Source organism: Gilliamella sp. BG1, from assembly GCF_046635625.1.
GTDB classification, from domain to species: domain Bacteria; phylum Pseudomonadota; class Gammaproteobacteria; order Enterobacterales; family Orbaceae; genus Gilliamella; species Gilliamella bombi.
The window spans coordinates 19,107-32,386 of the sequence record NZ_JBIDFG010000006.1; the positions used below are offsets into that span (position 1 = coordinate 19,107).

12 protein-coding genes are annotated in these 13,280 nt (G+C 34.1%); 10 read left to right on the plus strand and 2 right to left on the minus strand.

What is annotated here, in order from left to right:
* Positions 1–71: 71 nt before the first annotated feature.
* The 10 genes from miaB (at position 72) to frr (ending at position 10,967) form a co-directional block, all read left to right on the plus strand.
* Positions 72–1,499, plus strand: a complete 1,428-nt coding sequence (gene miaB, locus ACGH80_RS03910; protein WP_065590779.1) for a tRNA (N6-isopentenyl adenosine(37)-C2)-methylthiotransferase MiaB — start codon at positions 72–74, stop codon at positions 1,497–1,499.
* A 79-nt stretch (positions 1,500–1,578) separates the two neighbouring features.
* Entirely contained in the window at positions 1,579–2,058 is a 480-nt protein-coding gene (locus ACGH80_RS03915; RefSeq protein ID WP_085163805.1) for a hypothetical protein, read from the plus strand.
* A 25-nt stretch (positions 2,059–2,083) separates the two neighbouring features.
* Entirely contained in the window at positions 2,084–3,118 is a 1,035-nt protein-coding gene (locus tag ACGH80_RS03920; RefSeq protein ID WP_411630566.1) for a PhoH family protein, read from the plus strand.
* Between the two features lie 18 nt (positions 3,119–3,136).
* A complete protein-coding gene (mrdA, locus tag ACGH80_RS03925) occupies positions 3,137–5,074 on the plus strand; it encodes a penicillin-binding protein 2 (RefSeq protein ID WP_411630599.1) in 1,938 nt (645 codons plus the stop codon).
* Positions 5,075–5,076: 2 nt separating this feature from the next.
* Complete coding sequence (gene mrdB / locus ACGH80_RS03930) at positions 5,077–6,183, plus strand: peptidoglycan glycosyltransferase MrdB (RefSeq protein ID WP_034911963.1); 1,107 nt, start codon at positions 5,077–5,079, stop codon at positions 6,181–6,183.
* Positions 6,184–6,197: 14 nt separating this feature from the next.
* The gene (locus tag ACGH80_RS03935; protein ID WP_085163801.1) at positions 6,198–7,379 is read left to right on the plus strand and encodes a serine hydrolase; all 1,182 of its coding nucleotides are present in this window, start codon (positions 6,198–6,200) and stop codon (positions 7,377–7,379) included.
* Positions 7,380–7,847: 468 nt separating this feature from the next.
* Complete coding sequence (gene rpsB / locus ACGH80_RS03940) at positions 7,848–8,585, plus strand: 30S ribosomal protein S2 (RefSeq protein WP_034947534.1); 738 nt, start codon at positions 7,848–7,850, stop codon at positions 8,583–8,585.
* An 84-nt stretch (positions 8,586–8,669) separates the two neighbouring features.
* Complete coding sequence (gene tsf / locus ACGH80_RS03945; RefSeq protein WP_065590774.1) at positions 8,670–9,527, plus strand: translation elongation factor Ts; 858 nt, start codon at positions 8,670–8,672, stop codon at positions 9,525–9,527.
* Positions 9,528–9,645: 118 nt separating this feature from the next.
* Entirely contained in the window at positions 9,646–10,380 is a 735-nt protein-coding gene (gene pyrH / locus ACGH80_RS03950) for a UMP kinase (RefSeq protein WP_034911998.1), read from the plus strand.
* A gap of 29 nt (positions 10,381–10,409) precedes the next feature.
* Positions 10,410–10,967 (plus strand): ribosome recycling factor, encoded by a 558-nt coding sequence (frr, locus tag ACGH80_RS03955; RefSeq protein ID WP_065560532.1) that lies wholly within the window; start codon positions 10,410–10,412, stop codon positions 10,965–10,967.
* 114 nt (positions 10,968–11,081) lie between these two features.
* Here frr and ACGH80_RS03960 read toward each other — a convergent pair whose 3' ends face one another.
* The gene (locus tag ACGH80_RS03960) at positions 11,082–12,035 is read right to left on the minus strand and encodes a hypothetical protein (RefSeq protein ID WP_296302264.1); all 954 of its coding nucleotides are present in this window, start codon (positions 12,033–12,035) and stop codon (positions 11,082–11,084) included.
* Between the two features lie 60 nt (positions 12,036–12,095).
* Positions 12,096–13,166 carry a hypothetical protein gene (locus ACGH80_RS03965; RefSeq protein ID WP_296302265.1) on the minus strand — a complete coding sequence of 357 codons (1,071 nt, stop codon included), beginning with the start codon at positions 13,164–13,166 and terminating at the stop codon, positions 12,096–12,098.
* Positions 13,167–13,280 lie beyond the last annotated feature (114 nt).

Below are 13,280 nucleotides of genomic sequence, written 5' to 3' on the forward strand. Positions count from 1 at the left end.
AATATAGCACGCTAAAATCGCGGATTTAAACCCGTTTTCATTTTAACAATTAAATTATAGCTGAGTTATTGATGAGCAAAAAACTACATATCAAAACTTGGGGCTGTCAAATGAATGAGTATGACTCAACAAAAATGGCAGATCTCCTTGAATCTACCCACGGTTTAACTTTAACTGAAAATGCCGAAGAAGCAGATATTTTATTACTCAATACCTGCTCTATTCGAGAAAAAGCCCAAGAAAAAGTCTTTCATCAATTAGGACGTTGGAAGAACCTTAAAAAAAATAACCCAAATATCATTATTGGTGTAGGGGGATGTGTTGCTTCACAAGAAGGCGCCCACATTCGCAAACGAGCACCATTTGTGGATATTATTTTTGGACCGCAGACCTTTCACCGATTACCAGAAATGATTGAGCAAGTTAGAAGTGGTAAAGGTAATCATGTGGTTGATGTAAGTTTTCCTGAAATAGAAAAATTTGATCGCCTACCAGAGCCTCGTAGTGAAGGCCCAACCGCATTTGTTTCAATTATGGAAGGATGTAATAAATATTGTACTTATTGCGTAGTTCCTTACACTCGAGGTGAAGAAGTTAGTCGACCTTGTGATGATGTTATTTATGAAATAGCTCAGCTTGCTGAGCAAGGTGTACGTGAAGTCAATCTATTAGGTCAAAATGTAAATGCATATCGTGGACCGACATTCGATGGTGATATCTGTTCCTTTGCTGAATTACTACGCTTAGTTGCAGCCATTGATGGTATAGATCGTATTCGTTTTACAACTAGCCATCCAATCGAATTTACAGATGATATTATTGATGTTTATCGTGACACACCAGAACTAGTAAATTTTTTACATTTACCAGTACAAAGTGGATCAGATCGTGTATTAAACTTAATGAAACGTACGCATACTGCACTTGAATATAAATCAATTATTCGAAAACTACGCAAAGTACGACCAGATATTCAAATTAGCTCCGATTTTATTGTTGGTTTCCCAGGTGAAACACAAGAAGACTTTGAACAAACCATGAAGTTAATTGCCGATGTTAATTTTGATTTAAGTTACAGTTTTGTCTATTCAGCACGTCCAGGTACGCCAGCTGCTGAAATGGAAGATAATGTTTCGGAAGAAGAAAAAAAACAAAGACTATACATTCTTCAAGAGCGAATTAACCAACAAGCTATGCAATTTAGCCGTCGTATGTTAAATACCGTGCAACGTATTTTGGTTGAAGGTCCATCCAAAAAAGATCTTATGGAATTAACAGGCCGAACTGAAAATAATAGAATTGTTAACTTTGAAGGTCGCCCTGAAATGATTGGTAAATTTGTTGACGTTGAAATTACCGATGTTTATCCAAATTCATTGCGTGGCAAAGTAGTTAGAACTGAAGATGAAATGGATCTACGCGTAAGCGAATCACCAATGTCAGTTATATCTCGAACCCGAAAGGAAAATGATTTAGGTGTTGGTATTTATCAACCATAAAAACAAAACGTAAAATATTTAGTTATTTATTTTAAATAGAAATTAAAAAGTTATTAAATAAGAAAATAGGAAAGAAAAAATGTTTATTATTTTTGGTACTCGTGGAAGAGAAGTCAACGAACGTGGTGGACAATTTAATTGTCCTAATTGTTGCTCACAACAAAATATTACTACTGACGAAAAACAACAGAAATACACACAAATAAAAGTAGCAAAATATTTTACATTATTTTTTATTCCTATTTTTAGTTACTCTACCTTAGGTCGTTATATAAAATGTAATCAATGCAATAACGATTATAACGAAAATGTGCTCGACTATGTACCGCCAACATTTGAAGAACAAATAGCTTCATATGTTGAACAAGAGTTAAAAAGTGGAACACCTATTTCAATGTTGGTTAATAAATTGAAATCACAAGGATTTGATGAAAAGCAATCAACAAGTGCAGTAAATAATGTTGTTAACGGAAATATAGTTTCTTGTCATCAATGTAAAATGGATTTTATAAAAGGCGTTGAAAAATGTTCTTTATGTGAACAGCGTCTGAGCAATTAAAATTAATTGAATAGAGGTTTTATTTTTGAATATTACAACACAAGAAACCATACTTGAGCCCGCTGATAATCAGCGGCTTAATAGTCTTTGTGGTCCTTATAATGACAATATAAAACAGTTAGAACGTCGGCTTGGTATTGAAATTAATCATCGAGGTAATTTATTTTCAATAACTGGTGATAATATTTGTGTTCGAGCGACTATTGATATTTTGCAATCTCTTTATAAACAAACCAAAATCAAAGACAAAATAATTGATATTGAACCAGAACAAATTCATTTAGTTATCAAAGAGACAGGTGCGCTTGAAAAAGTGAGTGAACACTTACCTAGTTATGTTGATCATCAAGGCGGAAAGCTAGTGATGATAAAAACTAAGCGAGGTATAATCAAACCCCGAACAGCGAACCAAGCACAATACATAGCTCATGTTTTGGATTACGACATTTCTTTTGGTATAGGGCCTGCTGGAACAGGTAAAACTTATTTAGCGGTAGCAGCTGCCGTTGATGCGCTCGAAAAACAACAAATTCGTCGTATTGTACTAACTCGACCAGCAGTCGAAGCTGGTGAAAAACTTGGCTTTTTACCAGGTGATTTAAGCCAAAAAGTGGATCCTTACTTACGTCCACTTTATGATGCTTTATTTGAAATGTTAGGTTTTGAAAAAGTCGAAAAACTAATTGAAAAAAGTGTGATTGAAGTGGCGCCACTCGCTTATATGCGTGGACGCACATTAAATGATGCATTTATTATTCTTGATGAAAGCCAAAATACAACGATTGAACAAATGAAAATGTTTTTAACTCGAATTGGTTTTAATTCGAAAGCGGTAATAACAGGTGATATTACTCAAATCGATTTACCACGTAATCAAAAATCTGGATTACGTCATGCAATAGAAGTATTAAGCCAAGTTGATGAAATTAGTTTTAATTTTTTTAATAGTGAAGATGTCGTGCGCCACCCAGTAGTTGCTAGAATTGTTAATGCTTACGAAAAATGGGAAGAACAGCAACATATGCAACATAAGTTGCAGCATACAGAAAGAAGTATTTAGAGGAGTACTATTATCTCTATCTCAAGTAAAAAAAAGAAAACTAAGATTCGAGATCATTCCGCGGAAGCAAATTTGTTTTTACGCCGAGCACTGTTTTCTTTTATTGTCATTATTATTTTAATTATCATATTGATTGCAAACTTAGCTGGTTTACAGATTTTGAATTATAGCTATTACACTACTAAATCTAATGATAATCGTATTGAAATTATTCCTATTCCACCTAATCGTGGCATGATTTATGATCGTAATGGTACGCCATTAGCGATTAATAATATTACATATCAATTAAATATTATTCCTGATAAAACTAAAAACCTCAATGAACAATTTGAGCAATTAAAAAAGATTGTTGATTTGACAGATGAAGATATTGAAACATTTCAAAAAGAACGACGCAATTATAGAGCTCATCGTCCAGTACCGCTAAAAGATAATTTAACCGAAAAACAAATAGCTCGTTTTGTTGTAGATCAACATCGTTTTCCGTTTGTTTCTATTGTAGGTATACAGCATCGTTATTATCCTTATGGATCATCACTGACCCATATTCTTGGCTATATCTCTAAAATTAATAGCCAAGATAAACAGCGATTAGAAGATGAAAATAAAGCAAGTGATTATGTGGCAACTTTTAATATTGGTAAAATGGGAATAGAAAAGTACTACGAAGACGTATTACACGGAACCCCTGGTTATGAAAAGGTTGAAGTTAACAGCCGAGGTAGAATTGTACGCCAGCTAAATCAACATCCACCACAAGCAGGTGAGGATATCTATTTATCTATTAACCTAAAATTACAGCTTTATATAGAGCAATTACTGGCTGGACGTAAAGCGGCAGTGGTAGCTATTGACCCTAATAATGGTGAAATTTTATCCTTGGTTTCTAGTCCAAGTTATGATTCCAACGCTTTTGTTGGTGGTATATCAAGTACTAAATATAGCGAATTACTCAAAGATCCTAGTAAGCCACTTTTTAATCGAGCTTTATTAGGTGCTTATCCACCAGCTTCAACAGTTAAGCCTTTTATTTCCATTGCGGCCTTAAGTGAAGGAGTGATCACACCAAAAAGTGTGGTTAATGATCCTGGTTGGTGGCAATTACCTGGTACTGAACGGCGTTATCGTGATTGGTTAAAATGGGGACACGGTCGAGTTGATGTATTAAGGGCGATTGAAGAATCAGTTGATACCTACTTTTATCAAGTTGCTTATGATATGGGCATTGATCGCCTAAATTTGTGGATGACTAAATTTGGTTATGGTGAACGAACAGGTATAGATATTTCACCAAACGAAGAAACACGAGCAGTTATGCCTAGTCGTGAATGGAAAATCAAACGCCATAAAAAATCTTGGTTGCAAGGCGATACTATACCAGTTGGTATCGGTCAAGGTTATTGGACAGCAACACCTATCCAAATGGCAAAAGCATTAACCACGTTAATTAATAATGGTAAAACTTATACTCCTCATTTTTTATTATATAAAAAGAGCGATATTTTAAATTCAGATGAACATCAACCAACAATTAATCCTGAAAAATACATAGAAGATAATAGTTTAGTTAATGTTAAATCAATTTATTGGGATTTAGCTAAAGAAGGTATGCATCGTGTCATGTTTGGATCACGAGGAACGGCACGTAAAATTTATGCAGATGCAAAATATCAAGCGGCTGGCAAATCAGGTACCGCACAAGTTTATGGCTTAAAACAAGATGAAATTTATAACGCTCATAAGATCCCTGAACATTTACGCGATCACGCGTTATTTATTGCTTATGCTCCTTACGATAATCCAAAAATTGCCTTAGCCATTGTTTTAGAAAATGGCGGTGGCGGAAGCTCAAACGGCGGTGCAGTAGCTCGTAAAATATTAGATTTTTATCTTCTTGGAAATAACTCAACAGAGCTAGATGACCCATCACCAAATACAGGAGCTGAAGATTAATAATGAATAATAGTAAAAAATCTTTTTGGCAAAAAATACATATTGATCCCTTATTTTTTTTATTTATTACTTTATTACTAGGTTATAGTCTTTATATACTTTGGAGTGCTAGTGGGCAAAATATTGATATGATGCAAAAGCGAGTAATACAAATATTACTTGGCTATACTGTAATGATTACGCTGGCACAATTTTCGCCCAGAACCTATGAAAAATGGTCACCATATCTGTATGTTGTTTGCATTATCATCCTATTATTAGTAGATATTTTTGGATATACCAGTAAAGGCGCACAGCGCTGGTTAGATTTAGGTATTTTGCGATTTCAACCTTCTGAAATAGCCAAAATAGCCGTACCATTAATGGTTGCAAAGTTCATTCATCGTGATGGATGCCCACCGCCATTAAAAACCACATTACAAACACTTGGTATAATTGGAGTGCCTACATTACTTGTTGCTATGCAACCAGATCTAGGCACAGCAATATTGATTATTATGTCAGGAATTTTTATTATTTTTTTAGCAGGCATTAATTGGCGCTATATTCTTATTGCATTAATTTTAATTGCTATATTTTTACCAATTATGTGGTTTTTTTTAATGCATGATTATCAACAAAAACGCGTATTGATGCTAATAAATCCTGAGCTTGATCCAAATGGGGCTGGTTATCATATTATTCAATCTAAAACAGCAATTGGATCGGGTGGTATATGGGGCAAAGGCTGGCTTGAAGGTACGCAATCGCAACTTGAATTTTTACCAGAGCGACACACCGATTTTATCTTTTCAGTTATAGCTGAAGAGTTTGGTTTTATTGGTTCGATTATTTTGTTAATTCTATTTTTATGCTTAATTGTGCGTGGACTTATTATTGCAGCTCAAGCACAAACAACATTTGGACGAATTTTATCGGGTGGACTAATTTTAGTATTTTTTATTTATGCATTTATTAATATTGGTATGGTCAGTGGAATCTTACCAGTAGTTGGTGTACCATTACCTCTAATAAGTTATGGTGGCTCATCTTTAGTCGTATTAATGGCAAGTTTTGGCATTATGATGTCTATTCACACACATCGATATATGTTGTCTAAAAATATTTAACGGAATTGAAATAAATGAAAAAGAAATTTAAATTATCTTTTGCTTTGTTTGCGCTTGCAATTTGTTCATCAGCATCGGCTGAAATGGCTTTTCCTATCCCAGCTATTCCACAACTAGATGCTGAATCTTATATTTTAATAGATGCAAAATCAGGCGAAATTTTGGCACAATATAATGCTGAACAACAGCGTGACCCAGCTAGCCTAACCAAAATGATGACCAGTTATGTGGTTGGTCAAGCACTACGCTCAGGACGCATAAAAAATGATGATATGGTTGTAGTAAGTAAAGATGCATGGGCAACGGGCAACCCTGTTTTAAAAGGGTCATCATTGATGTTTTTAGAAGTGGGTAAAACAGTATCAGTATCTGATCTTAATAAAGGTATTATCATCCAATCTGGTAACGATGCTTGTATTGCAATGGCTGAACATGTTGCAGGAAGCCAAGGTGCATTTGTTAACCTAATGAATGATTATGCAAAAAAAATTGGACTAAACCATACCCATTTTGAAACCGTTCATGGGCTCGATGCGCCAGGGCAATACACAACAGCTAAAGACATGGCTTTTTTAGGGCAAGCATTGATTCGTGATTTACCAGAAGAATATTCTATTTATAAACAAAAAGAATTTACCTATACCCTATCAAAACCACAACTTAATCGAAATGGACTACTTTGGGATACCACATTAAACGTTGATGGAATTAAAACAGGACATACCAATGCTGCTGGCTATAACTTAGTTGCTTCAGCGGTTGATGGCAATACCCGTTTAATTTCAGCGGTACTAGGTGGACGAACCTTTAAAGGGCGTGAAGAAGAAAGTAAAAAACTATTAGTATGGGGATTCCGCTTTTTTGAAACTGCAAATCCTGTAAAAGCTGATACGCCATTAGCAACAGAAACGATTTGGTATGGTGATAAAAATAAAATTCAATTAGGTGCAACTAATGGCGCTTATATCACAGTACCAAAAGGTCGTGCGGCAGATGTGCAAGTTGAATATAAAATTGATGATTATATTTATGCTCCAATAACCAAAGGTACAGCCGTAGGTAAAATGCAGTTCCTATTAGATGGTAAAGTAATTAGTGAACAGCCACTTGTTGCTTTGCAAAATGTTGAAGAAACAGGATTTTTTGGTGGAATCTGGGATTGGATCTGCCTACAATGCCATAAATTATTTAGCTAGTTTCAATTATCACAGTTCTGTAAGTATCAGCTTACAGAACAACCTTACTTTTTAAAAATAAACATCTTCTAATATAAAAAACTGCCATAAAAAACCGTCAGGTATACTATTGATTTTATTGAATTTTTTATTAAAACGCTATATTTAACAAATAGTTGCTAATTAAATATACAATAAACACTTAATAAAACTAACTTATACATCATTACAATAATTAACTCCGCTAACAACAGTTAATATTACAAATAAAGCTAGCAATCTTATACTATTTATGGTATAAAACGCGCGCTACATTTCACATTATTTTTTTGTAAAAGTAATGGTGGATAAAAGCATTAAATTTAATGATTAATTAACGTTATAACACACACATATCATTACACTTTTCCGGGGTGCCTTTTACTTTATGTATAGGTCGGTAAAAGCGGATATGTGGAGGCATAACCCCAACGTCAAAATGAGGAAATCATGACTACAGTATCAATGCGCGATATGTTACAAGCGGGTGTACACTTTGGACACCAAACTCGTTATTGGAACCCAAAAATGAAACCATTTATTTTTGGTGCACGCAATAAAGTTCATATTATCAATCTTGAAAAAACAGTACCACTGTTTAACGAAGCATTAGCTGAATTAAACAAGATTGCCGCTCGTAAAGGTAAAATTTTATTTGTTGGTACAAAACGTGCAGCTAGCGAAGCAATTAAACAAGCTGCTGAAAGCTGTGGACAATACTACGTTAATCACCGTTGGTTAGGTGGTATGTTGACTAACTGGAAAACAGTACGTCAATCAATCAAACGTCTAAAAGATTTAGAAACACAAGCTAGTGATGGTACATTCGATAAATTAACCAAAAAAGAAGCACTAATGCGTGCTCGTGAAATGGCTAAATTAGAAAATAGCTTGGGTGGAATTAAAAATATGGGTGGCTTACCTGATGTGATCTTTGTTATTGGTGCAGACCACGAACATATCGCTATCAAAGAAGCTAACAACTTAGGTATTCCAGTCATTGCTATTGTTGATACTAACTCAGATCCTGATGGTATTGATTACGTTGTTCCAGGTAATGATGATGCGATTCGTGCAATTCAATTATATGCAAATGCAGTTGCTGAAGCAGTACGTTCTGGTCGTGAACAAAACCAATCTCCAGTATCTGAAGAAAGCTTCGTAGAAGAAGCTCCAGCAGCAGAGTAATAAACTCAAATATTTTCAGGGTCGATAATAATATCGACCCATTCTAATGAAAATCATCACAATGGTTAAATAGAGGATTAAAAAATGGCTGAAGTTACCGCTTCTATGGTAAAAGAACTGCGCGAAAGAACTGGCGCAGGTATGATGGAATGTAAAAAAGCATTAGTTGAAGCAAACGGTGATATCGAACTTGCAATTGACAACATGCGTAAATCAGGTCAAGCAAAAGCAGCTAAAAAAGCAGGTCGTGTTGCGGCTGAAGGTGTTATTATTTCTAAAATCTCTGCGGATAAAAAATTTGGCGTAATATTAGAAGTAAACTGCGAAACAGACTTTGTTGCTAAAGATGCAGGATTCTTAGCATTTAGTGATAAAGTTGCAGAGGCAGCATTAACAGAACGCATTAGCGATATTGCTGCACTACAAGCTAAATTTGAAGAAGAGCGCACAGCTTTAGTTGCTAAAATTGGTGAAAATATCGGTATTCGTCGTGTTGCTGAAATTGCTGGTGACGTAGTAGGTAGTTACCAACACGGTGCTCGTATTGGTGTATTAGTTGCTGCAAACGGTGCTGACGATGAATTAGTTAAACACATCGCAATGCACATTGCTGCAAGCAAACCAGAGTACGTTGATCCAAGTGACGTACCTGCTGATGTAGTTGAACATGAACGTAACATTCAAATTGATATCGCAATGCAATCAGGTAAACCGCGTGAAATCGCTGAAAAAATGGTTGAAGGTCGTATGCGTAAATTCACTGGTGAAGTATCACTAACTGGTCAACCATTTGTAATGGAACCTTCAAAAACTGTTGGCGATTTATTAAAAGAAAAGAGCGCAGCAGTTACTTCATTCATTCGTTTTGAAGTGGGTGAAGGTATTGAAAAAGTCGAAGTTGACTTCGCAGCAGAAGTTGCAGCAATATCAAAACAATCTTAATTGTTTTATAAAACCGCCGTTAAGGCGGTTTTGTTTATCTACAAAATATTTTAAAATTACTGCTAGATAGGAGCCCTAGCTCCTTATTTTATTAAATAACGAAACAGTGAGACATCATATGGTAACCCCTTTTTATAAACGTATTCTTCTTAAACTCAGTGGTGAAGCACTACAAGGTGACGAAGGTTTTGGTATTGATGCAACCGTTCTTGATCGTATGGCTCAAGAAATAAAAGAGCTTATTGAAATGAATGTTGAAGTTGCTGTTGTTATTGGGGGTGGTAATCTATTTCGTGGCGCAGGGCTTGCTAAAGCGGGAATGAACCGAGTAGTTGGTGATCACATGGGCATGCTTGCAACTGTCATGAATGGACTTGCGATGCGAGATGCATTACACCGAATAGAAGTAAACGCTCGCCTAATGTCAGCCATTCCATTAAATGGCGTGTGCGATGACTATCGTTGGACTGAAGCAATTAGCTTGCTTCGTCATGGTAAAGTCGTTATCCTTTCTGCTGGAACTGGTAATCCTTTTTTCACAACCGATTCAGCAGCATGCTTACGGGGTATTGAAATTGGTGCAGATGTTGTCTTAAAAGCGACCAAAGTAGATGGTGTTTACTCTGCCGATCCTGTTAAAGATCCAACAGCAACACTTTATAAAACACTAAGCTATGAAAAAGTGCTTACAGATGAGCTTAAAGTAATGGATTTAGCGGCATTCACATTAGCAAGGGATCATAATCTACCAATTTGTGTCTTTAATATGAATAAACCTGGAGCGTTGCGTCGTGTTATATTAGGTGAACAAGAAGGGACATTAATTAATAACAAAGCAACAGTAACCAGTTAATTATCTTTATTTTAAATAAGGCTTTTATTATGTTAAACGAGATTCAAAAAGAAGCGCAAACGCGCATGGAAAAAAGTATTGATGCGTTTCAAAATCATATTTCTAAAGTAAGAACGGGTCGCGCATCACCAAGCTTATTAGATGGTATTATGGTTGAATATTATGGTAGTCCAACGCCATTACGCCAACTAGCTAACATCGTTGCTGAAGATGCAAGAACGCTAGCGATTACTGTATTTGACAAATCACTTACACCACTAATTGAAAAAGCAATCTTAACATCAGATTTAGGACTTAACCCAGCATCAGCAGGTACCGTTATTCGCGTTCCATTACCGCCACTAACCGAAGAACGCCGTCGAGACTTAACCAAAATTGTCCGTAACGAAGCAGAACAAGGTCGAGTATCGATCCGTAATATTCGCCGTGATGCCAACGACCAAATCAAAGCATTACTAAAAGATAAAGAAATATCTGAAGATGATGAACGTAAAGCACAAGATTTAATCCAAAAAGCGACAGATGCCGCAATTAAAAAATTAGATACAGTGCTTGCCGATAAAGAAAAGGAACTAATGGAATTCTAATTTTTATCTTCTTTTTCCTCTTTTCTTCCAAACGCTCTGTTTTATAAAGCAGAGTGTTTTATTAAGCAAAAGTTTTACTTGCCAATAAATGCATTGACTATTTTACAGCCATAATTAAAAATCAAGATAATCCTTATCAAGTTCATTTTCGTTATTGCAATAATTTTCTTCTTTTTGCGTACATTGACGAGAAAACTCATCATCTAATTTATCATCAACTTTTTTATACTGACATAGCGAATTAACTAAATTGAAGTGATTTTGGTTAATATCATATTGATGTGTTTCTGTCACTATAACAGCGCCATTCTCTTTAATAGGACAATATTTTCGCTTAGTTGCCTGTTTTTTATTTTCATCAAAGGCTATATCACGACCTTCTAAATTTAGATAAATAAACTTTCCTTTTTTCTTATCGAAAGCGTAATATCGATCAATAATTGGTGCATCCATGACCTCATCGGTTGTTTGTGAAATATAAAAATCATTATTATCACCATCAAAGTTGTAATCACCTACATCAGTGATTTGATCATCATCTGTAGACCAAAAGAAGCCTTTTTTTATTGTATCGATTGACATAAATGCATAACCATCAAAATCATCAATTGTTTGCAGTAAACTACCATCTCTTTTTCGGTAAACATTAATACCAACCATTTTATGCGCACAGCCTTTTATGGATAAAAGGACTTTGAAAAAATAGTCTTTGGTGGTTCTGTGTTGTAAAAATTCTACATTTTTAGACTTTTTCTCCGATTTATCAGGAAAACATCCAAATTTAAATTCACTTTTTAACTTTGTTTTATTCAATGATTGTAAGTTTCTATCTAATGGAATCTTATCTGGTTCAACTTGATTTTCATTGTTATCTTTGTTTTCAAAAGACGTTTCATCTAATAATTTAGGGGTATTAGTTATATTATTTATATATACAACTCTATTAGTATCATAATCATAATGATATTCTTCTTTATATTTTCCATTAGTTTTAATTTGAATACCGTAAAAATAGTCGGCAACTACAAAATTAGGTAAAAAGAATATTGAAATTAAAAAATATTTCATTGTTTTTGTACATCCTTACTAATCATTTTAGCCATTTTTTAGTGATAATTTTTATTGTTTTTACCAGTCTCTAAACGAATTCCATGGTATCCAGTTGATTATTTCACCATTCTTCTTACTATGATAGCTGACTTTAAACCACAAAAGTTCCTTATTTTTATCTTCAATTTCTCCTATTTTATTTTCGTCCCTCTCTATATCAATAATTTCGACAAAATCGTTCCTTTTTAAATAGTTATCAGTTGGATGCTGAAAATCAGGTTGTTCATAAAGTTGGACTTTTGCTAGTTGAATATAAGAATGAATATCTCGTTTTTTTGTTGATTTATCCAACAGTGATGAAAGTTTTTTCATATCATAAAAGGTGACATGACCACTAGAATCAAGAATATCTAAACCAATCATATATGGGAATTGAAGACTATTTGAGCGCACCATTCTTTGAAACACTTCAACATTGTTGAAATGGTATTGCTTATCTTTATTGGCTATTATTACTGTATATTTATCTAAATCATAATCTTCGATGGATTGGTAACGTTGATAAAAATTAATATCCCCCATTTTGGCAACAAGCACATCAAAATCTTTATACGATAGACTTTCATCTGTATGGGGAAAATAGGCGTAAGAATTTATTGATTCAGGCGAAAAATAAACCAAAAACTTATATAAATCATCAACGCTATTTAATGTTTGACTTTCTATACAGTATGAATATTGTGTCTTCATCAAGTTTATTAACCGTCTTCTGACATATACACAATCAGCAGTTAAATTATTATCTTCAATGGTTATCGGAATATGTGCTTCAGTATTAAGAGTTATTGTATTGGTGTAAAAAAAAGCGGGTTTATTCTTCCAATTGACAAATTTAATATCAAGCTGTTCAAAAATGCCAATTAAATTTTTAAATTGGTAATCCATATCATCCGCTTTAACTTCTAAAATTGTGGGTTTTAAAAATTTGCCATTTTCATCATCACAGCGATAACTAGTAAAATGATAATATTTAGAATGAATATTAAAAGGATGATTATTAATCTCTGCCTTATTTAAGCAAGGTGACTTCGCATAGCAGATATTACAAATTGTTATACATATTATTAATATAATGTTTTTTTTAAACATTTTTTTTACCAAACAGTATTTTTTATTTACGTTTATAGACATTTATTGATCTTATCCTAAAGTTTGTACAAACTTTATCTTTATAATACCTGCTAATTATTTTTATTTTAAATA